Annotated in this window: 25 protein-coding genes; 19 read left to right on the top strand and 6 right to left on the bottom strand. The window is 50.8% G+C overall.

Annotated features, from left to right (window positions below):
* Positions 1–5 precede the first annotated feature (5 nt).
* Positions 6–434, bottom strand: a complete 429-nt coding sequence (uspC, locus tag WES_RS08840; RefSeq protein ID WP_000122664.1) for a universal stress protein UspC — start codon at positions 432–434, stop codon at positions 6–8.
* Between the two features lie 776 nt (positions 435–1210).
* Between uspC and flhD the strand changes: the two genes are divergently transcribed.
* From flhD to flhe, 14 genes are all read left to right on the top strand, one after another.
* Positions 1211–1561 (top strand): flagellar transcriptional regulator FlhD, encoded by a 351-nt coding sequence (gene flhD / locus WES_RS08845; protein WP_001516558.1) that lies wholly within the window; start codon positions 1211–1213, stop codon positions 1559–1561.
* A gap of 2 nt (positions 1562–1563) precedes the next feature.
* Entirely contained in the window at positions 1564–2142 is a 579-nt protein-coding gene (gene flhC / locus WES_RS08850; RefSeq protein ID WP_001291598.1) for a flagellar transcriptional regulator FlhC, read from the top strand.
* Between the two features lie 124 nt (positions 2143–2266).
* Complete coding sequence (motA, locus tag WES_RS08855; RefSeq protein WP_000906346.1) at positions 2267–3154, top strand: flagellar motor stator protein MotA; 888 nt, start codon at positions 2267–2269, stop codon at positions 3152–3154.
* On the top strand, positions 3151–4077 hold the full coding sequence (motB, locus tag WES_RS08860; RefSeq protein ID WP_016158436.1) for a flagellar motor protein MotB: 927 nt from the start codon (positions 3151–3153) through the stop codon (positions 4075–4077). The genes motA and motB overlap by 4 nt, the downstream gene beginning before the upstream one ends.
* 4 nt (positions 4078–4081) lie before the next feature.
* On the top strand, positions 4082–6046 hold the full coding sequence (gene cheA, locus WES_RS08865; RefSeq protein ID WP_016158435.1) for a chemotaxis protein CheA: 1965 nt from the start codon (positions 4082–4084) through the stop codon (positions 6044–6046).
* Between the two features lie 21 nt (positions 6047–6067).
* Positions 6068–6571 carry a chemotaxis protein CheW gene (gene cheW, locus WES_RS08870; protein WP_000147309.1) on the top strand — a complete coding sequence of 168 codons (504 nt, stop codon included), beginning with the start codon at positions 6068–6070 and terminating at the stop codon, positions 6569–6571.
* Positions 6572–6711: 140 nt separating this feature from the next.
* Complete coding sequence (gene tar, locus WES_RS08875) at positions 6712–8373, top strand: methyl-accepting chemotaxis protein II (protein WP_016158434.1); 1662 nt, start codon at positions 6712–6714, stop codon at positions 8371–8373.
* A gap of 148 nt (positions 8374–8521) precedes the next feature.
* Positions 8522–9382: a protein-glutamate O-methyltransferase CheR gene (gene cheR, locus WES_RS08880; protein ID WP_000204527.1), complete on the top strand. Its 861-nt coding sequence runs from the start codon at positions 8522–8524 to the stop codon at positions 9380–9382.
* 2 nt (positions 9383–9384) lie between these two features.
* Positions 9385–10434: a protein-glutamate methylesterase/protein glutamine deamidase gene (gene cheB, locus WES_RS08885; RefSeq protein ID WP_000036400.1), complete on the top strand. Its 1050-nt coding sequence runs from the start codon at positions 9385–9387 to the stop codon at positions 10432–10434.
* A 14-nt stretch (positions 10435–10448) separates the two neighbouring features.
* Positions 10449–10838 (top strand): chemotaxis response regulator CheY, encoded by a 390-nt coding sequence (gene cheY, locus WES_RS08890; RefSeq protein WP_000763857.1) that lies wholly within the window; start codon positions 10449–10451, stop codon positions 10836–10838.
* Between the two features lie 10 nt (positions 10839–10848).
* The gene (gene cheZ, locus WES_RS08895) at positions 10849–11493 is read left to right on the top strand and encodes a protein phosphatase CheZ (protein WP_000983594.1); all 645 of its coding nucleotides are present in this window, start codon (positions 10849–10851) and stop codon (positions 11491–11493) included.
* Positions 11494–11694: 201 nt separating this feature from the next.
* The gene (gene flhB / locus WES_RS08900) at positions 11695–12843 is read left to right on the top strand and encodes a flagellar biosynthesis protein FlhB (protein ID WP_001278915.1); all 1149 of its coding nucleotides are present in this window, start codon (positions 11695–11697) and stop codon (positions 12841–12843) included.
* Positions 12836–14914, top strand: a complete 2079-nt coding sequence (flhA, locus tag WES_RS08905; RefSeq protein WP_016158433.1) for a flagellar biosynthesis protein FlhA — start codon at positions 12836–12838, stop codon at positions 14912–14914. The genes flhB and flhA overlap by 8 nt, the downstream gene beginning before the upstream one ends.
* Positions 14914–15306, top strand: a complete 393-nt coding sequence (gene flhe / locus WES_RS08910) for a flagellar protein FlhE (protein WP_001221460.1) — start codon at positions 14914–14916, stop codon at positions 15304–15306. Before flhA ends, flhe begins: the two co-directional genes overlap by 1 nt.
* A gap of 121 nt (positions 15307–15427) precedes the next feature.
* Here flhe and WES_RS08915 read toward each other — a convergent pair whose 3' ends face one another.
* Positions 15428–15916, bottom strand: a complete 489-nt coding sequence (locus WES_RS08915; RefSeq protein ID WP_016158432.1) for a lysozyme inhibitor LprI family protein — start codon at positions 15914–15916, stop codon at positions 15428–15430.
* Positions 15917–16006: 90 nt separating this feature from the next.
* Between WES_RS08915 and yecV the strand changes: the two genes are divergently transcribed.
* Entirely contained in the window at positions 16007–16051 is a 45-nt protein-coding gene (gene yecV / locus WES_RS24400) for a protein YecV (RefSeq protein ID WP_211180499.1), read from the top strand.
* 41 nt (positions 16052–16092) lie between these two features.
* Here the strand turns inward: yecV and argS are convergent, their stop codons facing one another.
* Complete coding sequence (gene argS / locus WES_RS08920) at positions 16093–17826, bottom strand: arginine--tRNA ligase (RefSeq protein WP_016235222.1); 1734 nt, start codon at positions 17824–17826, stop codon at positions 16093–16095.
* Positions 17827–18041: 215 nt separating this feature from the next.
* On the opposite strand from argS, the gene WES_RS08925 reads away from it, so the two are divergent.
* The 4 genes from WES_RS08925 to torZ all read left to right on the top strand — a co-directional run bounded on the left by WES_RS08925 (position 18042) and on the right by torZ (position 23296).
* The gene (locus tag WES_RS08925; RefSeq protein WP_016158429.1) at positions 18042–18608 is read left to right on the top strand and encodes a VOC family protein; all 567 of its coding nucleotides are present in this window, start codon (positions 18042–18044) and stop codon (positions 18606–18608) included.
* A 13-nt stretch (positions 18609–18621) separates the two neighbouring features.
* Positions 18622–19368 carry a copper homeostasis protein CutC gene (gene cutC / locus WES_RS08930; protein WP_001185708.1) on the top strand — a complete coding sequence of 249 codons (747 nt, stop codon included), beginning with the start codon at positions 18622–18624 and terminating at the stop codon, positions 19366–19368.
* 373 nt (positions 19369–19741) lie between these two features.
* Positions 19742–20842 carry a NapC/NirT family cytochrome c gene (locus WES_RS08935; protein ID WP_016158428.1) on the top strand — a complete coding sequence of 367 codons (1101 nt, stop codon included), beginning with the start codon at positions 19742–19744 and terminating at the stop codon, positions 20840–20842.
* A 24-nt stretch (positions 20843–20866) separates the two neighbouring features.
* Positions 20867–23296 carry a trimethylamine N-oxide reductase TorZ gene (torZ, locus tag WES_RS08940; protein ID WP_016158427.1) on the top strand — a complete coding sequence of 810 codons (2430 nt, stop codon included), beginning with the start codon at positions 20867–20869 and terminating at the stop codon, positions 23294–23296.
* Positions 23297–23331: 35 nt separating this feature from the next.
* Here torZ and cmoB read toward each other — a convergent pair whose 3' ends face one another.
* Genes cmoB through WES_RS08955 form a run of 3 tightly spaced genes read right to left on the bottom strand, consistent with a single transcriptional unit; the run spans position 23332 to position 25479 of the window.
* The gene (gene cmoB, locus WES_RS08945) at positions 23332–24303 is read right to left on the bottom strand and encodes a tRNA 5-methoxyuridine(34)/uridine 5-oxyacetic acid(34) synthase CmoB (RefSeq protein ID WP_016158426.1); all 972 of its coding nucleotides are present in this window, start codon (positions 24301–24303) and stop codon (positions 23332–23334) included.
* A complete protein-coding gene (gene cmoA, locus WES_RS08950) occupies positions 24300–25043 on the bottom strand; it encodes a carboxy-S-adenosyl-L-methionine synthase CmoA (protein WP_000019621.1) in 744 nt (247 codons plus the stop codon). The genes cmoB and cmoA overlap by 4 nt, the downstream gene beginning before the upstream one ends.
* 40 nt (positions 25044–25083) lie before the next feature.
* The gene (locus tag WES_RS08955) at positions 25084–25479 is read right to left on the bottom strand and encodes an MAPEG family protein (RefSeq protein ID WP_002462319.1); all 396 of its coding nucleotides are present in this window, start codon (positions 25477–25479) and stop codon (positions 25084–25086) included.
* Between the last annotated feature and the right edge of the window lie 16 nt (positions 25480–25495).

Genomic DNA, 25495 nt, shown 5'->3' with positions numbered 1-25495 from the left:
CGCGGTTAATCTCCCTTAAGCGGAACCAGTAGTACATCGACCTCGCTTGAGGCAATCACACTTTTCGCTGAGCAGGATGCTCGCGAAAAGAAACTGTGGTTATGATTGCCGCAAATCACCAAATCGAATTTATGTTTACGGCACACTGCCAGAATATGTTCGCTTAACTCTCCGCAAGCAATAAACGTCTCTTCTACCGGATATCCCGCATCCTTAATTAATTTATCAAGAAAGTTTTGTGTTTCTTCATGCATCACGCTGCGTAAATCTTCAAGCATCGGTGCGGCTAATTGATTGAATATTTCCGGGTCGGAAGCGAGAGTGATCAAACTTATGCGTCCATTAACCGGACGGGCGATAGATACCGCTTTTGTTAACAGTTGCTGGCTTTCTGGCGAGACAGCTACGGCAACAAGAACATTGGTATAGCTCATAACCTGCTCCTTATTCTGTGAACTTCAGGTGTTATTACAGCTTTACTCTGAATGAGGCACTGATGCAATAACAACTCAGTCAAAAAGGTAAATATTAGGCTGGTTACTAGTAAGAATAATTAATTAGTACCGCAATGTTATCATGCGATCACCAGTGTGGTTATAAGAAGTGAAATTAACTATTTTCCTTATAAAACAAATGGATAATATTTGTAAAACATTTACTTAACATTTGAGGGGTTCCCGGCTTTATTTTCACTTGAACAGGCTCATGTTATGTAACTCTCTGTTTGAAAATAATTTATAGAGGATAAATAAATTTATTTCATACATAACATATGGTTATTTACGGTGATTTATATTAACAGTGCGCAACATAATAATTTTATGCATCCACTTCATTTTTGAAGTCAGGGGTGCTGAAAAACTTTTTAACAGAATGAAATATCACCAAAACAAAAGTATGACTTATACATTAATGTTAAGTAATTGAGTGTTTTGTGTGATCTGAGTCACACATTATCGAAAATCGCAGCGTCGCTCCGTTGTATGTGTGAGTGGTGACGAGTACAGTTGCGTCGAATTAGGAAAAATCTTAGATAAGTGTAAAAAACACTACTCTCTGTAAGGGATTGTTTCATCTCTTACGATGCCTGTGTTTTTTCGTTGATCGCAACTATTCCATGGTTATTTACTTTTTACCGGGATTTCCCGGCGACATCACGGGGTGCGGTGATACCGCATAAAAATAAAGTTAGTTATTCTGGATGGGAATAATGCATACCTCCGAGTTGCTGAAACATATTTATGACATCAATTTGTCATATTTACTTCTTGCACAACGTCTGATCGTTCAGGACAAAGCGTCCGCCATGTTTCGTCTCGGTATTAATGAAGAAATGGCAACAACGTTAGCGACGCTGACGCTTCCGCAAATGGTTAAACTGGCAGAAACCAATCAACTGATTTGTCATTTCCGCTTTGACAGCCACCAGACTATTAATCAGTTGACGCAGGATTCCCGCGTTGACGATCTCCAGCAAGTTCATACCGGTATCATGCTCTCTACACGTTTGTTGAATGATGTTAATCAGCCCGAAGAAGTGCTGCGTAAAAAAAGGGCCTGATAATGAGCGAAAAAAGCATTGTTCAGGAAGCCCGGGATATTCAGCTGGCAATGGAATTGATCACCCTCGGCGCTCGTTTGCAGATGCTGGAAAGTGAAACACAATTAAGTCGCGGACGCCTGATCAAACTCTATAAAGAACTGCGCGGAAGTCCGCCGCCGAAAGGTATGCTGCCATTCTCCACCGACTGGTTTATGACCTGGGAACAAAATGTTCATGCGTCGATGTTTTGTAATGCATGGCAGTTTTTGCTGAAAACCGGGTTATGTAACGGCGTCGATGCCGTGATCAAAGCCTATCGTTTATACCTCGAACAGTGTCCGCAAGCCGAAGAAGGCCCTCTGCTGGCGTTGACACGCGCCTGGACACTGGTGCGATTTGTTGAAAGTGGTTTACTACAACTTTCCAGTTGCAAGTGCTGCGGCGGTAATTTTATCACCCATGCCCATCAGCCTGTTGGCAGCTTTGCCTGCAGCTTATGTCAGCCGCCATCACGAGCGGTAAAAAGACGTAAACTTTCTCAAGACCCTGCCGATATTATCCCTCAACTGCTGGATGAACAGAGAGTACAGGCTGTTTAACTCACGCGATATGGCGAAACATTCCAGCAGCGGCAAGTGATTGTCGCTGCTTTTTTTCCCCGACCGTAAGTTAACGCCCGACGACTGAACATCCTGTCATGGTCAACAGTGAAAGGATGATGTCGTGCTTATCTTATTAGGTTACCTGGTTGTTCTCGGTACAGTTTTCGGCGGTTATTTGATGACCGGCGGAAGCCTTGGAGCACTCTATCAACCCGCTGAACTGGTGATTATTGCCGGTGCAGGCATTGGGTCGTTTATTGTCGGCAACAACGGTAAAGCCATCAAAGGCACGCTTAAGGCGCTGCCGTTACTGTTTCGCCGCTCCAAATACACCAAAGCGATGTATATGGATCTGCTGGCACTGCTTTACCGGCTAATGGCGAAATCACGCCAGATGGGCATGTTTTCGCTGGAGCGCGATATTGAAAATCCTCGCGAGAGCGAGATCTTCGCCAGTTATCCTCGCATTATGGCAGATGCCGTCATGCTTGATTTTATTGTCGATTATCTGCGCCTGATTATTAGTGGTCACATGAATACCTTCGAAATCGAAGCTTTGATGGATGAAGAGATCGAGACTCACGAAAGCGAGGCGGAAGTCCCGGCAAACAGTCTGGCGCTGGTCGGTGACTCGCTCCCGGCATTTGGTATTGTCGCCGCAGTGATGGGGGTGGTTCACGCGTTAGGTTCAGCCGATCGTCCTGCCGCCGAACTGGGGGCGCTGATTGCTCATGCGATGGTGGGGACTTTCCTCGGTATCTTATTGGCTTACGGATTTATTTCCCCGCTGGCAAGTGTTTTGCGCCAGAAAAGCGCAGAGACCAGCAAAATGATGCAGTGCGTCAAAGTCATACTGCTTTCTAATCTCAACGGTTATGCACCGCCAATTGCGGTTGAATTTGGTCGCAAAACGCTCTACTCCAGCGAGCGCCCGTCGTTCGTCGAACTGGAAGAGCACGTTCGTGCAGTGAAAAATCCGCAACAGCAGACGACAACCGAGGAAGCATGAAGAATCACGCGCATCCAATTATTGTCGTCAAGCGACGCAAAGCGAAAAGTCACGGCTCGGCGCATGGATCGTGGAAGATTGCTTATGCTGACTTTATGACTGCGATGATGGCTTTTTTTCTGGTGATGTGGCTGATCTCCATCTCCAGCCCAAAAGAGCTGATTCAGATTGCGGAATATTTCCGCACGCCGCTGGCGACGGCAGTAACGGGCGGCGATCGCATTTCGAATAGTGAAAGCCCAATTCCTGGCGGGGGTGATGATTACACCCAAAGCCAGGGAGAAGTGAATAAGCAGCCAGACATTGAAGAACTGAAAAAACGCATGGAGCAAAGTCGGCTGCGGAAATTGCGGGGCGATCTCGACCAGCTTATTGAATCAGACCCGAAACTACGGGCGCTGCGTCCACATCTCAAAATCGATCTGGTGCAGGAAGGTTTACGCATTCAGATTATCGACAGCCAGAATCGCCCGATGTTTAAAACCGGCAGTGCTGACGTCGAACCCTATATGCGTGACATTCTGCGGAGTATTGCGCCTGTGCTGAACGGTATTCCTAACCGTATCAGTCTCTCCGGTCATACCGATGATTTCCCTTACGCCAAGGGTGAGCAAGGCTATAGCAACTGGGAGCTTTCTGCCGAACGCGCTAATGCGTCGCGCCGTGAGCTAATGGTGGGCGGTCTGGCTGATGGCAAAATTCTGCGCGTTGTCGGCATGGCAGCCACCATGCGTTTAAGCGATCGTGGACCTGATGATGCCGTCAACCGTCGAATCAGCCTGCTGGTTCTGAACAGACAAGCCGAACAAGCTATTTTGCATGAAAACGCTGAAAGCCAGAATGAGCCGGTAAGTGTTCTGGAAAAAACAGGGAGCGCACCGCAGGTCAGTGTTCCCACAATGCCATCAGCCGAACCGAGGTGACAGCGTGAGCATGGATATAAGCGATTTTTATCAGACATTTTTTGATGAAGCGGACGAACTGTTAGCCGATATGGAGCAGCATCTGCTTAATTTGCAACCTGAAGCGCCAGATGCCGAACAGTTGAATGCCATCTTCCGTGCAGCCCATTCCATCAAAGGAGGGGCAGGAACGTTTGGTTTTACTGTGTTACAGGAAACCACGCATCTGATGGAAAATCTGCTCGATGAAGCCAGACGCGGTGAGATGCAGCTTAATACCGACATTATCAATCTGTTTTTGGAAACGAAGGACATCATGCAAGAACAGCTCGACGCTTATAAACAGTCGCAAGAGCCGGATACCGCCAACTTCGATTATATCTGCCAGGCCTTGCGTCAACTGGCATTAGAAGCGAAAGGCGAAACGGTATCCGCAGTGACCCGATTAAGTGTGGTTGCCAAAAGTGAACCGCAAGATGGTCAGAATAGTAGTCAATCGCCGAGACGAATTATCCTTTCGCGCCTGAAAGCGGGAGAAATCGATCTGCTGGAAGAAGAGCTGGGACATCTGACAACGTTGGCTGACGTGGTGAAAGGAGCCGATTCGCTATCGGCGACATTAGCGGGAGATATTGCGGAAGACGACATTACTGCGGTGCTTTGCTTTGTCATTGAGGCCGATCAGATTGCCTTTGAAAGCGTTGAGTCTACGGCGAAAGTATCTGCGCCACCGGTGCTTAAACTTGCCGCAGCAGAAGCGCCAGCCGTACGGGCAGAACGGGAAAAACCGCCGCGCGGCAGCGAATCCACCAGTATCCGTGTGGCGGTGGAGAAGGTTGATCAACTGATTAACCTTGTCGGCGAACTGGTTATCACCCAGTCAATGCTGGCCCAGCGTTCCAGCGAACTGGACCCGGTTAATCATGGTGATTTGATTACCAGCATGGGGCAGTTACAACGTAACGCTCGTGATTTGCAGGAATCGGTGATGTCGATCCGCATGATGCCGATGGAATATGTCTTTAGTCGCTATCCCCGGCTGGTGCGTGATCTGGCGGGAAAACTCGGCAAGCAGGTGGAACTGACGCTGGTGGGCAGTTCCACCGAACTCGACAAGAGTCTGATAGAACGCATTATCGATCCGCTGACCCACCTGGTACGCAACAGTCTCGACCACGGAATTGAACTGCCGGAAAAACGCCTCGCCGCAGGCAAAAATAGCGTCGGAAATTTGGTTCTGTCTGCTGAACATCAGGGCGGCAACATCTGCATCGAAGTAACCGACGATGGCGCGGGGCTGAACCGTGAACGGATTCTGGCAAAAGCTGTTTCACAGGGTCTGACCGTCAGCGACAACATGACGGATGACGAAGTGGCAATGCTGATATTTGCTCCTGGTTTTTCTACAGCAGAGCAGGTTACCGATGTCTCTGGACGCGGCGTTGGTATGGATGTCGTCAAACGTAATATCCAGGAGATGGGCGGTCATGTCGAAATCAAATCGAAGCCGGGCGCAGGAACCACAATCCGTATTTTACTGCCGCTGACGCTGGCGATCCTTGATGGCATGTCTGTGCGTGTTGCAGATGAAGTTTTCATTCTGCCGCTGAATGCCGTCATGGAATCATTGCAACCTCGTGAAGCTGATATGCATCCACTGGCGGGTGGCGAGCGGGTACTGGAAGTACGAGGTGAATATCTGCCCATCGTCGAACTGTGGAAAGTGTTCAACGTTGCGGGCGCGAAAACTGAAGCCACTCAGGGCATTGTGGTGATCCTGCAAAGTGGCGGTCGCCGCTACGCCTTGCTGGTGGATCAATTAATTGGTCAACACCAGGTGGTAGTGAAAAACCTGGAAAGTAACTATCGAAAAATCCCGGGAATATCCGCCGCAACGATTCTCGGCGACGGCAGCGTGGCACTGATTGTTGATGTATCTGCCTTGCAGACGATAAACCGCGAACAATGTATGGCGAACACCGCCGCCTGATTGAGTAAAAAGGTAATAAATATGACCGGTATGACAAATGTAACAAAACTGGCCAGCGAACCGTCAGGCCAGGAATTTCTGGTATTTACCCTTGGTGACGAAGAGTACGGTATTGATATTCTGAAAGTGCAGGAGATCCGTGGCTATGATCAGGTTACGCGGATTGCGAACACGCCTGCATTTATCAAAGGTGTCACTAACCTGCGCGGCGTTATTGTGCCGATTGTCGACTTACGCATTAAATTCAGCCAGGTGGATGTGGAATATAACGACAACACGGTGGTCATCGTCCTGAATCTGGGGCAGCGTGTGGTCGGCATTGTGGTTGATGGCGTGTCAGACGTTCTTTCATTGACGGCGGAGCAAATTCGTCCGGCACCGGAATTTGCTGTGACGCTTTCTACTGAATATCTCACCGGGCTGGGGGCGCTGGGTGACCGCATGTTAATTCTGGTGAATATCGAAAAACTGCTCAATAGTGAAGAGATGGCGCTGTTAGATAGCGCAGCGTCAGAGGTGGCGTAATTTATCCTGCTGTACTGAAATGAACCCGATGACCTGCGCATCGGGTTTTTTTACTTCATTTCGCCATGACTGGCATCAGCAATAAAGTTTCCCTTCTTCCTGCCGATAACGAAAACAACTTGTTTTCAGGAAGGTGCCTTATGATTAACCGTATCCGCGTAGTCACGCTGCTGATGATGGTGCTGGGGGTATTTGCACTGTTACAGCTTATTTCCGGCAGTCTGTTTTTTTCTTCGCTTCACCATAGCCAGAAAAGCTTTGTCGTTTCCAATGAACTACGGGAACAACAGAGTGAGCTAACCTCAACCTGGGATTTAATGCTACAAACGCGCATTAACCTGAGTCGTTCAGCGGTGCGGATGATGATGGATTCATCCAATCAACAAAGCAGTGCAAAAGTTGAATTGCTCGATAGCGCCAGGAAAACATTGGCCCAGGCGTCTACCCATTATAAAAAATTCAAAAGCATGGCGCCGTTACCTGAAATGGTCGCCACCAGTCGTAATATTGATGAAAAATACAAAGACTATCACACAGCATTAACAGAACTGATTGATTATCTTGATTATGGCAATACTGGCGCCTACTTCGCTCAACCAACCCAGGGAATGCAAAATGCGATGGGCGAAGCATTTGCTCAGTACGCCCTTAGTAGTGAAAAACTTTACCGCAATATCGTCACTAACAATGCAGAAGATTACCGCTTTTCCCAGTGGCAACTGGCGATTATCGCGCTGGTGGTGGTATTAATTTTGCTGGTGGCGTGGTTCGGCATCCGCCGCATGTTGCTTAACCCGCTGGCGAAAATCATTGCTCACATTCGCGAAATTGCCGGCGGTAACCTGGCGAATAGCCTCATCATTGATGGACGCAGTGAAATGGGCGAGCTGGCACAGAGCGTTTCGCATATGCAGCGTTCCTTGACCGACACAGTTACTCACGTGCGGCAGGGGTCGGACGCCATCTATGCCGGCACACGTGAAATTGCTGCGGGCAATACCGATCTTTCCTCCCGTACTGAACAGCAGGCATCCGCGCTGGAAGAAACTGCCGCCAGCATGGAACAGCTCACCGCGACGGTAAAACAGAACGCCGATAACGCCCGTCAGGCCTCGCAACTGGCACAAAGTGCCTCCGACACCGCGCAGCACGGCGGCAAAGTGGTGGATGGCGTGGTGAAAACCATGCATGAAATCGCCGACAGTTCGAAGAAAATTGCCGACATTATTAGCGTAATCGACGGCATCGCATTCCAGACCAATATCCTCGCGCTGAATGCCGCTGTTGAAGCCGCGCGTGCCGGGGAACAGGGGCGTGGTTTTGCTGTGGTGGCGGGCGAAGTGCGTAATCTTGCCAGTCGCAGCGCCCAGGCAGCAAAAGAGATCAAAGCTCTGATAGAAGACTCAGTTTCCCGCGTTGATACCGGTTCGGTGCTGGTCGAAAGCGCCGGGGAAACGATGACGAGTATCGTTAATGCGGTTACGCGCGTCACCGACATTATGGGGGAAATTGCTTCAGCCTCCGATGAGCAGAGCCGTGGCATTGATCAAGTTGCGCTGGCTGTGTCGGAAATGGATCGCGTCACTCAACAGAATGCCTCGTTGGTGCAGGAGTCAGCCGCCGCTGCTGCCGCACTGGAAGAGCAGGCCAGCCGTTTAACTCAGGCTGTATCCGCATTTCGTCTGGCTGCAAGTCAGCTAAACCACAAACCACCACTAAAATCCCGGCCTGCCAGTGAGCAATCACCAGCACAGTCGCGGCGGCGTATCGCGGAACAAGAGCCAAACTGGGAAACATTTTGATGGGTATTTACTCAAGCGTCATTGCCGCCAGATGAGGCCGATGATGCAACAGAACGTCGCGCTTATCGTCTCTGATGGCGCTATTACAACACAATCGGCGCAGTTACAGGCTGTGTCAGTGGTTTCCTGAAGTGATTGAGAAGGCGCTATGACATCATCTCAGCCCTGTGGGCAAACGTCTTTATTGTTACAGATGACCGAGCGCCTGGTGCTTTCCGACGTTCATTTTCGGCGGATAAGTCAATTGATCTATCAACGGGCGGGGATCGTTCTGGCCGATCACAAGCGTGACATGGTCTACAACCGGTTGATACGCCGTTTGCGTTCGCTGGGACTGGTCGATTTTGGTCATTATCTGAACATGCTGGAATCTAATCAGCACAGCGGCGAGTGGCAGGCATTTATTAACTCGCTGACCACCAACCTGACGGCATTTTTTCGTGAAGGGCATCATTTCCCACTGATCGCGGCTCACGCTCGCCGTCGTTCCGGAGAATATCGTGTATGGAGCGCGGCGGCGTCGACAGGTGAAGAGCCGTACAGTATTGCCATGACACTGGCGGACACATTAGGCACCGCGCCCGGACGCTGGAAAGTGTTCGCCAGTGATATCGACACCGAAGTGCTGGAAAAAGCCAGAAGCGGTATTTATCGCCATGAAGAACTGAAAAACCTGACGCCACAACAACTCCAGCGTTACTTCATGCGCGGCACGGGGCCGCATGAAGGGCTGGTGCGCGTGCGCCAGGAACTGGCGAGCTATGTCGATTTTTCCCCGCTGAATTTGTTGGCGAAACAGTACACCGTACCGGGGCCGTTTGATGCGATCTTCTGTCGTAACGTCATGATCTACTTTGATCAAACGACCCAACAGGAGATTTTGCGCCGCTTCGTACCACTACTTAAACCTGACGGATTGCTGTTTGCGGGGCACTCTGAAAATTTCAGCCACCTTGAGCGCAGCTTCACGCTGCGTGGGCAGACGGTGTATGCGCTAAGTAAGGATTAACCATGAGCAAAATCAGGGTGTTGTCTGTCGATGATTCGGCACTGATGCGCCAGATCATGACGGAAATCATCAACAGCCATAGCGATATGGAAATGGTGGCAACGGCGCCCGATCCGCTGGTCGCACGAGATTTGATTAAGAAATTCAACCCCGATGTGCTGACGCTGGATGTTGAAATGCCACGGATGGACGGACTGGATTTCCTCGAAAAGTTAATGCGTTTGCGTCCAATGCCCGTTGTGATGGTTTCTTCTCTGACCGGCAAAGGTTCTGAAGTGACGCTGCGCGCGCTGGAGTTGGGAGCGATAGATTTTGTCACTAAACCGCAACTGGGTATTCGAGAAGGGATGCTGGCGTACAGCGAAATGATCGCTGAAAAGGTGCGTACGGCGTCAAGGGCGAGCCTCGCGGCGCATAAACCGTTATCGGCTCCGGCAACACTGAAGGCGGGGCCGTTGTTGAGTTCTGAAAAACTGATTGCGATTGGCGCTTCGACGGGGGGAACTGAGGCAATTCGGCACGTATTGCAGCCGCTGCCGCTTTCCAGCCCGGCACTGTTAATCACCCAGCATATGCCGCCTGGCTTTACCCGTTCTTTTGCCGACCGCCTGAATAAGCTGTGTCAAATCGGCGTGAAAGAGGCGGAAGACGGTGAACGCGTCTTACCGGGACATGCCTATATCGCCCCTGGCGATCGACATATGGAACTGGCGCGCAGCGGCGCGAACTATCAAATCAAAATTCACGATGGCCCGGCGGTTAACCGTCATCGACCGTCAGTGGATGTGTTGTTTCATTCTGTCGCCAGACAGGCGGGGCGCAACGCGGTTGGGGTGATCCTCACCGGTATGGGCAACGACGGTGCGGCGGGAATGTTGTCGATGCGTCAGGCGGGGGCATGGACCCTTGCGCAAAACGAAGCAAGCTGTGTGGTGTTCGGTATGCCGCGCGAGGCTATCAATCTGGGGGGCGTCTGCGAAGTGGTCGATCTTAGCCAGGTAAGCCAGCAAATGCTGGCGAAAATCAGTGCCGGACAGGCGATACGTATTTAAATCAGGAGTGTGAAATGGCGGATAAAGAACTTAAATTTTTGGTTGTGGATGACTTTTCCACCATGCGACGCATTGTGCGTAACCTACTGAAAGAGTTGGGTTTCAACAATGTTGAGGAAGCAGAAGATGGCGCTGATGCTCTCAACAAGTTACAGGCGGGTGGTTATGGTTTTGTGATCTCCGACTGGAATATGCCGAATATGGATGGTCTGGAGTTGCTGAAAACCATTCGTGCCGATGGGGTGATGTCGGCGCTGCCAGTGCTGATGGTGACCGCAGAGGCGAAGAAAGAGAACATTATCGCGGCAGCACAAGCGGGGGCCAGTGGCTATGTGGTTAAGCCATTTACCGCCGCGACGCTGGAGGAAAAACTCAACAAAATCTTTGAGAAACTGGGCATGTGAGGATGCGACTATGATGCAACCATCAATCAAACCTGCTGATGAACATGCAGCCGGCGATATCATAGCGCGCATCGGCAGCCTGACGCGTATGCTGCGTGACAGCCTGCGTGAGCTGGGGCTGGATCAGGCGATAGCCGAAGCAGCGGAAGCCATCCCTGATGCCCGCGATCGCCTGTTCTACGTTGTACAGATGACTGCGCAGGCCGCAGAGCGGGCGCTGAACAGCGTTGAGGCGTCGCAACCGCATCAGGATCAAATGGAGAAATCGGCAAAAGCATTAACCCAACGTTGGGATGACTGGTTTGCCGATCCGATTGACCTTGCCGATGCCCGGGAACTGGTGACGGATACGCGGCAATTTCTGGCGGATGTGCCCGCTCATACCAGCTTCACTAACGCGCAGTTACTGGAAATTATGATGGCGCAGGATTTTCAGGATCTCACCGGGCAGGTGATTAAACGGATGATGGATGTGATTCAGGAAATTGAACGCCAGCTGTTGATGGTGCTGCTGGAAAACATCCCGGAGCAGGATGCGCGCCCGAAACGTGAAAACCAGAGTTTGCTTAACGGACCACAGGTCGATACCAGCAAAGCCGGTGTGGTTGCCAGTCAGGATCAGGTGGACGATTTACTGGATAGTCTTGGATTTTGATTTGTATTGCCTGATGTGGCGTGACCGCGTCATATCAGGCGGTCGGATAAGGCGTTTACACCACATCCGACAAATATGCACTATGCCTGATGTACTGCGGCAAAAGCCCCAAATCCCACCTGTTTTGCCTCTTACTCCAGGCATTGAACGCTTTCCGCTCTGGCATTATTCATGCTTATCACCATTTCCAGGATTGGCGACGTGTCTGACGAGAGCGACGACAAAACAGAAGCCCCCACACCTCACCGACTTGAAAAAGCGCGGGAAGAGGGGCAGATCCCACGCTCCCGTGAGCTGACTTCACTGCTGATTTTGCTGGTTGGCGTGTGTGTTATCTGGTTTGGTGGCGCGTCTCTGGCACGGCGGTTGTCGGGGATGCTCTCCGCCGGGCTGCATTTTGATCACAGCATCATCAATGATCCCAACCTGATCCTCGGACAGATTATTTTGCTGATCAGAGAAGCCATGCTGGCACTGTTGCCGCTGATTAGCGGGGTGGTGCTGGTGGCGCTTATTTCGCCGGTCATGCTGGGGGGGCTGGTATTCAGTGGTAAATCATTGCAACCGAAGTTTTCTAAACTCAACCCGCTACCGGGCATTAAACGTATGTTCTCGGCGCAAACTGGCGCGGAGCTGCTGAAAGCTATCCTGAAATCTACACTGGTTGGCTGTGTTACTGGCTTTTATCTCTGGCATCACTGGCCGCAGATGATGCGCTTAATGGCGCAGTCACCCATTACTGCAATGGCTAACGCGATGGATGTTGTGGGGTTATGCGCGCTTTTAGTGGTGCTTGGTGTCATTCCGATGGTGGGATTTGACGTCTTTTTTCAAATTTTCAGCCACCTGAAAAAGCTGCGTATGTCACGACAGGATATTCGTGATGAGTTCAAACAAAGCGAAGGCGATCCGCATGTCAAAGGGCGAATTCGTCAGATGCAGCGTGCTGCCGCGCGGCGGCGGATGATGGCCGATGTGCCGAAAGCGGACGTCATTGTTAATAACCCAACTCACTACTCAGTGGCATTGCAATATGACGAAAACAAAATGAGCGCGCCGAAAGTCGTTGCTAAAGGCGCGGGGCTGGTGGCGTTACGCATTCGTGAAATTGCCGCTGAAAATAACGTCCCGACTCTTGAAGCACCGCCGCTGGCGCGCGCGCTGTATCGACACGCAGAAATCGGCCAGCAAATTCCCGGTCAACTGTATGCCGCCGTGGCGGAAGTGCTGGCCTGGGTCTGGCAACTGAAACGCTGGCGTCTGGCCGGTGGACAACGCCCCGTACAACCCACTTATCTTCCGGTGCCGGAAGCCCTGGATTTTATCAACGAGAAACCGTCCCATGAGTAATCTGGCCGCGATGCTGCGCCTGCCCGCAAACCTGAAATCGACACAATGGCAGATCCTTGCCGGGCCTATTTTGATCTTGCTGATTTTGTCGATGATGGTGCTGCCATTGCCTGCATTCATTCTCGATCTGCTGTTTACCTTCAATATTGCCTTGTCGATTATGGTGTTGCTGGTGGCGATGTTTACCCAGCGCACGCTTGAGTTTGCCGCGTTTCCGACCATTCTGTTGTTTACCACGCTGCTGCGTCTGGCGCTTAATGTGGCTTCCACGCGTATCATTTTGATGGAAGGCCATACCGGCGCGGCGGCGGCAGGGAAGGTCGTCGAAGCGTTCGGTCATTTTCTCGTGGGCGGTAACTTTGCCATCGGCATTGTGGTGTTTGTCATTCTTGTGATCATCAACTTTATGGTTATCACCAAAGGTGCCGGGCGTATTGCGGAAGTGGGCGCGCGTTTTGTTCTCGACGGAATGCCAGGTAAACAGATGGCGATTGATGCCGACCTCAATGCTGGCCTGATTGGCGAAGATGAAGCAAAAAAGCGACGTTCAGAAGTGACCCAGGAAGCTGATTTTTACGGCTCAATGGACGGGGCGAGTAAGTTTGTCCGTGGTGACGCCATCGCCGGGATCCTCATCATGGTCATTAACGTTGTTGGCGGATTGCTGGTTGGTGTGTTGCAACATGGCATGAGCATGGGTCATGCAGCGGAAAGTTATACGCTGTTGACCATCGGTGATGGCCTGGTCGCGCAAATACCAGCACTGGTTATTTCTACCGCTGCGGGGGTTATCGTTACGCGAGTCAGCACCGATCAGGATGTTGGCGAGCAGATGGTGAATCAGCTTTTCAGTAACCCCAGAGTCATGCTGTTAAGTGCCGCTGTGTTGGGTTTACTTGGTCTGGTGCCAGGAATGCCAAACCTGGTATTTTTACTGTTCACAGCGGGATTGCTGGGGCTGGCGTGGTGGATACGTGGACGCGAACAAAACGCGCCTGCTGAACCGAAACCAGTGAAGATGGCGGAAAATAATGCCGTTGTCGAAGCGACCTGGAACGATGTGCAACTGGAAGATTCTCTGGGAATGGAAGTGGGTTATCGGCTGATCCCGATGGTCGATTTTCAGCAGGATGGCGAGTTGCTTGGTCGTATTCGCAGTATTCGCAAGAAATTTGCTCAGGAGATGGGCTTTCTGCCACCAGTGGTGCACATCCGCGACAATATGGATCTACAACCTGCCCGCTATCGTATCTTGATGAAAGGCGTTGAGATTGGCAGTGGTGATGCTTATCCGGGGCGCTGGCTGGCCATTAACCCAGGAACAGCCGCCGGGACGCTACCCGGTGAAGTGACTGTCGATCCGGCATTTGGTCTTAATGCTATCTGGATCGAAAGTGCGCTTAAAGAACAAGCGCAGATTCAGGGATATACGGTAGTTGAAGCCAGTACAGTGGTGGCAACGCATCTTAACCACCTCATTAGTCAACATGCCGCAGAACTGTTTGGTCGCCAGGAGGCGCAGCAGTTGCTGGATCGCGTGGCGCAGGAGATGCCAAAACTGACGGAGGATCTGGTTCCTGGCGTTGTCACGCTCACTACGCTGCATAAAGTGCTACAAAACCTGCTTGATGAAAAAGTACCGATCCGCGATATGCGCACCATTCTCGAAACGCTGGCGGAACACGCGCCCATCCAGAGCGATCCGCATGAATTAACCGCCGTCGTCCGCGTGGCGCTGGGGCGGGCAATTACTCAGCAGTGGTTCCCCGGTAAAGATGAAGTTCACGTTATTGGTCTGGATACGCCACTGGAGCGGTTACTGTTACAGGCGTTGCAGGGCGGTGGCGGACTGGAACCGGGGCTGGCGGATCGTTTGCTGGCGCAAACCCAAGAAGCATTATCCCGTCAGGAGATGCTGGGTGCGCCGCCAGTACTGTTGGTGAACCACGCGCTGCGCCCGCTATTGTCTCGCTTTCTGCGCCGTAGCCTGCAGCAACTGGTGGTGCTGTCGAATCTCGAACTCTCTGATAACCGGCAGATTCGGATGACGGCGACTATTGGTGGTAAATAATGAGGATCTTACTGGCGATATTGTTGTTTCCGCTGGTTGTACAAGCCGCCGGGGAGGGGATGTGGCAGACAAGTAGTGTGGGCGTTACGCTAAATCATCGCGGTGAGTCGATGTCGTCAGCACCTCTTTCTTCGCGACAACCTGTTTCAGGATTGATGACGCTGGTGGCGTGGCGTTATCAGCTTATCGGCCCGACACCATCGGGGCTGCGGGTTCGCTTGTGCTCGCAATCTCGTTGTGTCGAATTAGACGGGCAGAGCGGGAACACTGTGGCCTTTTCCGGCATCCCGGCAGCAGAACCGTTGCGCTTTATCTGGGAAGTGCCTGGCGGTGGGCGGTTAATTCCGCCGCTGAAGGTACAACGTAATGAAGTGATTGTGAATTATCGCTGAAGTACAAATAAAAAATACGCGCTCGCGAGCATGTTTAATAACTCAGTGATAAAGGCTCCATGTTTTGTTGCAATTATTTATCAGGAATAGCTTGCAACAAAACATGCCAAAAATATGTGAATTACCCTCTTGTCAAAGGGCTTGGATAAAAATCTTCAGAGTTACGGTATAGCTGCAACTGGCGAGTTCGCGTATTGGTCTGGATGATCATACATGATAGCCATTCTGATTCAGAATAAGGGTTACTTAAATCCTGAACGTCCTCATTTGAAAGGATTAATTCACATTCTTTGTCCCTAAAGTCCAGCCAGGCTCGTTGTGATTTTTTAAGCAAGTTAAGTTGTTCGGTATCAGGTTTTTTTGCACCTGTGCGTGGCACCTGTTCTATATAACGATAAGCTTCACCATAGGCTTTATTTAATTGCGCATCGACGAGATTGTATTCTTGTCGCAGGCATGATTTGATCACGTTAATGTCAGTATCATCATCTGAATTTTTTTGCCAACAATCTTTGATGGCTGAAATGTCATGGTCATTTACTATAACCGTATCTTCTGCGTAAGCCTGGCAAGAAATAATGCCTAATGTTAATACAAGAAATTTAAACACTGCGGTATTCCTTAAAATCAACCGTTACCGTTTCCCAGGGGCTGGATATTACGCTTCTGGCCTCTTACCCAACAGTGAGAAAACGATGGTATGTCCATTTTCAGAATACATTTAGATGGCAATAAAAAAGCCTGATCGGGTAACCCTGATCAGGCTTCATTCTCACGAAAAATGGATTACATACGCTCTACTGTCTCAATACCCAGCGTATCCAGACCCAGCTTCAGCGTCTTCGCCGTCAGTTGTGCCAGTTTCAGGCGGCTGTTACGCACTTCTTCGTTTTCTGCGCTGAGGATCGGGCAGTGCTCGTAGAAGCCAGAGAACAGACCGGCCAGATCGTACAGGTAAGCACACATCACATGCGGCGTGCCTTCACGAGCAACCACAGTGAGGGTTTCTTCAAACTGCAGCAGGCGAGCAGCCAGTTGTGCTTCGCGATCTTCACGAATGATCACCGGAGCGGCAGCCAGTTGCTCTTCGTTAATTTCTGCTTTACGGAACACGGACAATACGCGGGTGTAGGCATACTGCATGTACGGCGCGGTATTACCCTCAAACGCCAGCATGTTGTCCCAGTCGAAGATGTAGTCGGTGGTGCGGTTTTTGGAGAGATCCGCGTATTTCACCGCACCAATACCAACCGCGTTAGCCAGTTTTTCCAGCTCGTCAGCTGGCATATCCGGGTTCTTCTCTGCCACCAGACGACGTGCACGTTCCAGTGCTTCATCCAGCAGATCGGCCAGTTTCACCGTACCACCAGCACGGGTTTTAAACGGTTTGCCGTCTTTACCCAGCATCATGCCAAACATGTGGTGTTCCAGCGGTACGGATTCCGGCACGTAGCCTGCTTTACGGACGATCGCCCACGCCTGCATCAGGTGTTGATGCTGACGGGAGTCGATGTAATACAGCACGCGATCGGCATGTAGCGTCTCGTAACGGTACTTCGCACAGGCGATATCGGTGGTGGTGTAGAGATAGCCGCCATCTTTTTTCTGAATGATGACGCCCATCGGTTCGCCTTCCTTGTTTTTGAACTCATCAAGGAATACGACGGTCGCGCCTTCACTTTCTACTGCCAGACCTTTGGCTTTCAGATCTGCCACGATACCCGGCAGCATCGGGTTATAAAGGCTTTCGCCCATCACGTCATCGCGGGTCAGCGTCACATTCAGACGATCGTAGGTGATCTGGTTCTGCGTCATGGTGATGTCGACCAGCTTGCGCCACATCTCGCGGAAATATTCGTCACCGCTTTGCAGTTTTACCACGTAGTTACGTGCGCGTTCGGCGAACTCTTCATCTTCGTCGTAATGCTTTTTCGCATCGCGGTAGAAACCTTCAAGGTCAGCCAGTTCCATTTCACCGGCGTTTTCCTGCTGCTGCTTTTCCAGCCACGCAATCAGCATACCGAACTGAGTGCCCCAGTCGCCAACGTGGTTAGCGCGAATCACTTTGTGACCGAGGAACTCCAGAGTACGTACTGCCGCGTCACCAATAATGGTGGAACGCAGATGACCGACGTGCATCTCTTTCGCTACGTTTGGCGCGGAGTAGTCAACCACAATGGTCTGTTTTTCTGGCGTAGCAACACCGAGACGCTCGGATGCCAGCGCCTGCTGAACATGTTCAGCCAGGAATGCCGGATCAAGGAAAATGTTGATAAAGCCAGGACCGGCGATCTCAACTTTGCTGGCGATACCGTTAAGATCCAGATGAGTCAGCACCTGCTCTGCTAATTGTCGCGGTGCCATACCCAGTTTTTTAGCAACTGCCATCATGCCGTTAGCCTGATAGTCGCCGAACTGAACTTTTGCTGACTGACGAACCTGCGGTTCGCAATCCGCAGGCGCGCCTGCCGCAATCATGGCCTGACGGACTTTTTCTGAGAGAAGAGCCTGAATATTCACCGGAATACCTTACATTGATGAAGCGAGCAAAAATTGCCCGCACCAGTTAAAGAAATTAGGGCGGGAGTATACTGCAAATGGCTGTTTTCGTCAGCAACGTGCGCGTGGCGTATTGCCGTTTTCACTATTGCATCAGAAGCGGCGTGAAATCAGCAGTTGGTTGGCGTAGGGCAACAGGGTAAATTAACGCTTTTACTGAAAGACGAAGAGTGATTATGGCGAACTGGCAATCTATCGACGAGCTGCAGGATATTGCTTCGGATTTACCGCGATTTATCCACGCATTAGACCAACTTTCACACCGCCTGGGGCTGGATATTACCCCGCTGACTGCCGATCACATTTCTTTGCGTTGCCATCAAAACGCCACGGCTGAACGCTGGCGTCGCGGGTTTGAACAGTGCGGCGAACTCCTGTCAGAAAATATTATCAATGGCAGACCGATTTGCCTGTTTAAATTGCGTGAACCGGTACAGGTTGCTCACTGGCAGTTTTCCATTGTGGAGCTACCGTGGCCTGGGGAAAAACGCTACCCGCACGAAGGCTGGGAACATATCGAAATTGTTCTGCCAGGAGAGCCGGAAACGTTGAATGCTCGTGCGCTGGCGTTGCTTTCTGATGAAGGACTCCGCCAGCCGGGGATCTCGGTTAAAACCAGCTCGCCAAAAGGTGAACATGAGCGATTACCAAATCCGACGCTGGCGGTCACCGATGGCAAAACGACGATTAAGTTTCATCCGTGGTCTATCGAAGAGATTGTCGCCAGTGAGCAGTCGGCGTGATTAAGGAGCAAAAATGGCATTACTGGAAATTTGCTGTTACAGCATGGAGTGCGCGCTGACGGCGCAGCAAAACGGTGCCGACAGAATAGAATTGTGTGCGGCACCGAAAGAAGGGGGGCTAACGCCGTCGCTGGGCGTTCTTAAGTCCGTGCGCCAGCATGTTACGATCCCCGTACATCCGATCATCCGCCCACGCGGTGGCGATTTTTGCTACAGCGACGGTGAGTTTGCCGCCATTCTTGAAGATATCCGCACAGTACGCGAATTAGGATTTCCTGGGCTGGTGACGGGCGTTCTGGATGTTGACGGTAATGTCGATATGCCACGAATGGAAAAAATAATGGCGGCTGCCGGTCCGCTGGCAGTCACTTTTCATCGCGCCTTCGATATGTGCGCTAACCCTTTAAATACACTGAATAACCTTGCTGAATTAGGCGTTGCCAGGGTGCTGACATCGGGGCAAAAATCAGATGCATTGCAAGGTTTATCAAAAATTATGGAACTTATTGCCTATGGTGATGCTCCAATCATCATGGCCGGAGCAGGAGTCCGTGCAGAAAACCTGCACCATTTCCTCGATGCCGGAGTGCTGGAAGTCCATAGCTCTGCAGGAGCGTGGCAAGCCTCACCGATGCGTTATCGTAATCAGGGATTGTCCATGTCATCAGATGCACGCGCGGACGAGTATTCGCGTTATGTCGTAGACGGGACGGCGGTTGCTGAAATGAAAGGAATCATTGAGCGCCATCAGGCCAAATGATTTTTACCGTTGCATCATGTCGCCCAATATGATGCTTGCTCGTACCAGGCCCCTGCCCATTCAACAGGGGCCTTTTTTTATTCTTGAGTAGTATAAAAAATGAACAGTCATCGTGTGATAGTGTGCAAATTCATGCTGCTAAAATGTTATATATATTCATATTAACTATGTGATTTAAATTATTAAAACCACCAAATATATATTAAAAATAACGACTGCTTTCTTCTTTAATAATTAATGGTTAAATTGCAATAAATCATATTCTTTGTCGATTATTTCAGGCAGTGTTGTGCCGAATTTAGTGAGTTATTAATTCGTTGTGTATTTATTTATACAACTAGTTCGGTGTACTGAAATTTAATTAGAGGAATCTATGCGAGGGAAAAAACGCATTTGGTTATTTTTTCTGCTCATGGCAGTAGTGGTGGGTGGCGGTGGGTTATTGCTGGCGCAAAAAGTCTTACATAAAACGTCGGATACCGCATTTTGCCTTTCCTGCCACTCAATGAGCAAACCGTTTGAGGAATATCAGGGGACTGTCCATTTTTCTAATCAAAAAGGTATTCGTGCTGAATGTGCCGATTGCCATATTCCAAAGTCAGGAATGGATTATTTATTTGCTAAATTAAAAGCATCTAAAGATATTTATCATGAATTTGTTAGCGGCAAAATAGACAGCGACGATAAGTTCGAATCCCATCGTCAGGAAATGGCCGAAACAGTGTGGAAAGAATTAAAGGCCTCAGACTCTGCAACGTGCCGTAGTTGCCATTCTTTTGATGCCATGGATATTGCTTCGCAAAGTGAAGCTGCGCAGAAAATGCATAACAAAGCGCAAAAGGATGGCGAAACCTGTATCGATTGTCATAAAGGCATTGCCCATTTTCCGCCTGAAATAAAAATGGATGACAAGGCGGAGCATGAACTGGAAAGTCAGGCCGCCACATCAGTGACTAATGGCGCGCATATTTATCCTTTCAAACCTTCCCGCATAGGTGAACTGGCTACTGTGAATCCTGGCACCGATCTCACGGTTGTTGATGCCAGTGGCAAACAGCCGCTCGTCCTGTTGCAGGGATATCAGATGCAGGGCAGTGAAAACACGCTCTACCTGGCGGCAGGTCAACGGCTGGCGTTAGCCACACTAAGCGAAGAAGGTATCAAGGCGCTAACGATAAACGGGGAATGGAAAGCTGACGAATACGGTAATCAATGGCGTCAGGCGTCATTACAGGGGACGCTTACCGATCCCGCATTAGCGGACCGTAAACCGCTATGGCAATACGCTGAAAAACTCGACGGCACCTATTGCGCTGGTTGCCATGCGCCTATTGCCGCCGACCATTACACCGTCAATGCCTGGCCGTCCATTGCCAAAGGGATGGGGGCGCGAACCAGCATGAGCGAAAACGAACTGGATATTTTGACGCGGTACTTCCAGTACAACGCTAAGGATATTACCGAGAAACAGTGATCTTCGTTGATCAGGGAGGAAGTTATGACATTAACAAGACGTGAGTTTATTAAACATAGCGGTATTGCGGCAGGGGCGCTGGTGGTGACATCGGCTGTACCGTTACCTGCCTGGGCAGAAGAGAAGGGCGGTAAAATTCTTACCGCAGGCCGTTGGGGAGCGATGAACGTAGAAGTGAAGGACGGTAAAATTGTTTCTTCTACAGGCGCGCTGGCGAAGACCATCCCGAACTCTTTGCAATCTACGGCGGCGGATCAGGTGCATACCACGGCGCGTATTCAGCATCCGATGGTGCGAAAAAGCTATCTCGACAATCCACTGCAACCGGCGAAAGGTCGCGGCGACGACAGTTACGTTCAGGTGAGCTGGGAACAAGCATTAAAACTGATTCATGAACAACACGATCGCATCCGCAAGGCCAATGGACCATCGGCCATTTTTGCCGGATCTTACGGCTGGCGTTCTTCTGGCGTGTTGCATAAAGCGCAAACTTTACTGCAACGTTATATGAATCTGGCGGGCGGTTATTCAGGACATAGTGGCGATTACTCGACCGGGGCTGCGCAGGTGATCATGCCGCACGTTGTCGGTTCCGTAGAGGTTTATGAACAGCAGACCTCCTGGCCGCTGATTCTGGAAAACAGCCAGGTGGTGGTGTTGTGGGGGATGAACCCGCTGAATACCTTAAAAATTGCCTGGAGCAGTACCGATGAGGAGGGGCTGGAGTACTTCCATCAACTGAAGAAATCTGGCAAACCGGTGATTGCCATTGATCCTATCCGTTCCGAAACGATCGAGTTCTTTGGCGATAACGCCACCTGGATCGCGCCGAATATGGGCACCGACGTGGCGCTGATGTTAGGGGTTGCGCACACCCTGATGACACAAGGCAAACACGATAAAGCGTTCCTTGAAAAATACACCACCGGCTATCCGCAATTTGAAGAGTATCTGACCGGCAAGAAAGATAATACGCCGAAGAGCGCGGCCTGGGCGGCGGAAATTACCGGTGTGCCGGAGGCGCAGATAGTCAAACTTGCCGAACTGATGGCGGCGAATCGCACGATGCTGATGGCAGGTTGGGGAATTCAGCGCCAGCAATATGGTGAACAGAAACACTGGATGCTGGTGACCCTGGCGGCGATGTTAGGACAGATTGGTACGCCGGGCGGCGGCTTTGGTTTCTCTTATCATTACTCCAACGGTGGCAACCCAACACGCGTTGGCGGCGTACTGCCGGAAATGTCTGCGGCGATTGCCGGACAGGCCAGTGAGGCTGCTGATGATGGCGGAATGACGGCGATCCCTGTCGCCCGTATTGTCGATGCGCTGGAAAATCCTGGCGGCAAATATCAGCACAACGGTAAAGAACAAACTTACCCCAATATCAAAATGATCTGGTGGGCTGGCGGCGGTAATTTCACCCATCACCAGGATACCAATCGTCTGATAAAAGCCTGGCAGAAACCAGAGCTGATCGTCGTTTCTGAATGCTACTGGACGGCAGCAGCTAAACACGCGGATATCGTATTACCGATCACCACATCGTTTGAGCGCAATGACCTGACGATGACCGGCGACTACAGCAACCAGCACATCGTACCGATGAAGCAAGTGGTTGCGCCGCAGTTTGAAGCACGTAACGATTTTGACGTGTTTGCCGACCTTGCTGAATTACTGAAACCTGGCGGAAAAGAGATCTATACCGAAGGTAAAGATGAAATGGCGTGGCTGAAATTCTTTTATGATGCCGCTCAGAAAAGCGCCCGTGCGCAGCGTGTCACCATGCCAGTGTTTAATACCTTCTGGTTGCAAAATAAACTGCTCGAAATGCGCCGCAGCGAGAAGAACGAGCAATATGTTCGCTATGGCGATTTCCGCGCCGATCCGGTGAAAAACGCGCTGGGTACGCCAAGCGGCAAAATTGAGATCTATTCCAAAACGCTGGAAAAATTTGCTTATAAGGATTGCCCGGCGCACCCAACCTGGCTTGCACCTGATGAGTGGAAAGGCACCGCCGACGAGAAGCAGTTGCAGCTTCTGACCGCGCATCCGGCACACCGTTTACACAGTCAGCTTAACTATGCGGAGTTGCGTAAAAAATATGCGGTTGCCGATCGTGAGCCGATCACCATTCACACCGAAGATGCTGCTCGTTTTGGCATTGCGAACGGCGATCTGGTACGCGTCTGGAACAAACGCGGTCAGATCCTGACTGGAGCCGTGGTGACTGACGGGATCAAAAAAGGCGTGGTATGCGTGCATGAAGGCGCATGGCCAGATCTGGAAAATGGCTTGTGTAAAAACGGCTGCGCAAACGTGTTAACGGCGGATATTCCAAGCTCGCAGCTGGCGAATGCCTGTGCCGGTAACACCTCGCTGGTGTATATCGAAAAATACACGGGCAATGCGCCGAAGTTAACGGCGTTTGATCAGCCAGCCATTCAGGCGTAAGAAATAAATAGCGCCCGGAAATGGGCGCTAAATTTTTACGGCTTACGCGCAATCAGCACCGCGCGTTTAGGCGCAGGATAGCCTTCTACTGTTTTACTCGGATCATGCGGGTCGAGGAAATCGGACAGAGACTCGGTAACCATCCATTCAGTGCGACGCTGCTCTTCTGTTGTGGTAACGCTCACGTCCACAATGCGGATATCAACAAAACCACACTTTTTCAGCCAGTTTTTCAGCGCCAGCGCGGAAGGGATGAAATAGACATTACGCATTTGCGCGTAACGATCGCCCGGCACCAGCACGGTGTTTTCGTCGCCATCAATAACCAGTGTTTCCAGTACCAGTTCACCTTCATTCACCAGCTGATCTTTCAACTGCCAGAGATGCTCCAGCGGCGAACGGCGATGGTAAAGCACGCCCATCGAAAAGACGGTATCAAAGGCTTTCAGCGCCGGAAGTTGTTCAATGCCTAAAGGCAACAGATGTGCGCGCTGATCGTTACCCAGCAGTTTGCGTACCGCCTCGAACTGGCAGAGGAAGAGTTGGGTCGGGTCGATACCCACCGCCAGATGTGCACCCGCGCCAATCATGCGCCACATGTGATAACCGCTGCCGCAGCCGACATCGAGGATCGTGCGCCCGGTCAAATCAGAGAGATGGGGCAGAACACGATCCCACTTCCAGTCGGAACGCCATTCGGTATCAATGTTAACGCCATACAGCGAGAACGGCCCTTTGCGCCACGGCATCAGATTGCGCATCAGGGTTTCAATGCGTTTAATCTGCCCGGCACTCAGTGACTCTTCGCTTTCTGCCGTCACGCTATGCAGTAAATCAAGACGATACGGTTTAATTTCAGGCAGAAATTCCACCGCATTGGACCACTGTTTAAACAGACCGTGCTGCTGTTCACGCTGCCAGTTGGCAATCTGCGCGGGCAGTGTTTCCAGCCAGTGCGAAAGGTGATTTTTGGCAATCAGAGAATAAAAGTTACCAAAGTCGATCATGCAGCGTCCTCTGCTTTTAATGCCACCAGCGAACCAAAGTTAAAGCACTGGAACCATAGCTCGCTATGTTCAAACCCGGCTTGATGCAGACGCGCTTTGTGGGTTTCAACGGAATCAGTCAACATTACGTTTTCTAACATGCTGCGCTTCTGGCTGATTTCCAGCTCGCTGTAACCGTTGGCTCGTTTAAAGTCGTGGTGCATGTTGAACAGCAGTTCACCAACTTTGGCATCTTCGAAACTGAATTTTTCCGAAAGCACCAGCGCGCCGCCAGGATTCAGCCCCTGATAAATTTTATCCAGTAATGCCTGACGTTCAGAAGGTTCCAGGAATTGCAGGGTAAAATTCAGTACCACCATTGACGCGTTTTCAATAGCGATATCGCGAATGTCACCCTCGATCACGTCTACAGGTGTCGGCGCTTTGTATGCATCGATATGGCGACGGCAGCGTTCGATCATCGCTGGAGAGTTGTCGATGGCAATAATTTTGCAATTATCATGATGAATGTTGCGACGCACCGAGAGCGTCGCGGCGCCCAAAGAACAGCCCAAATCGTAGACCTGCGTACCTGGTTGTACAAAGCGTTCAGCCAGCATCCCAATCATTGAAATAATATTGGAATAGCCAGGAACGGAACGCTGGATCATATCCGGGAAGACTTCGGCTACCCGTTCATCAAAGGTCCAGTCACCCAGACTGGCGATAGGGGCAGAAAATAGCGTGTCGCGGTGAGACATAACGTAAAAATCCGGGAAAAAGAAAGTGGCGTATTGTGCGCTAACGCAGGGAGAAAACCAACTCCCAGGGCATATACCAAAGATTCGCCAGCACCATCAGCAACAGCGCACACCAGGTGGCGCTCATGCCGGAACGTCGCCAGCGAAACAGCCGGTGATGAAAACCGTAATAATGCATCAGACGACCAGCAAGTAGAATGATGCCGCAAATATGCACCATCCAGGTTTCTGCGCCATTCATTTCCATAAACAGCATCAACACAATCGCGATGGGAATATATTCCACCGCGTTACCGTGAATGCGAATGGCGCTTTGCAGTTCGCTAAAACCGCCGTCGCCATAGGCAACGCGATATTGCATTCGCAGGCGAACAACATCAAAAGAGAACTTCATTAATAACAACGCACCTAAAACGGCATACAGCGCGCTTACCATACAAACTCCCTTTAAA

It is taken from the genome of Escherichia sp. KTE31, from assembly GCF_000407925.1.
GTDB lineage: Bacteria > Pseudomonadota > Gammaproteobacteria > Enterobacterales > Enterobacteriaceae > Escherichia > Escherichia ruysiae.
This window is presented reverse-complemented; position numbering and strand designations above follow the sequence as displayed.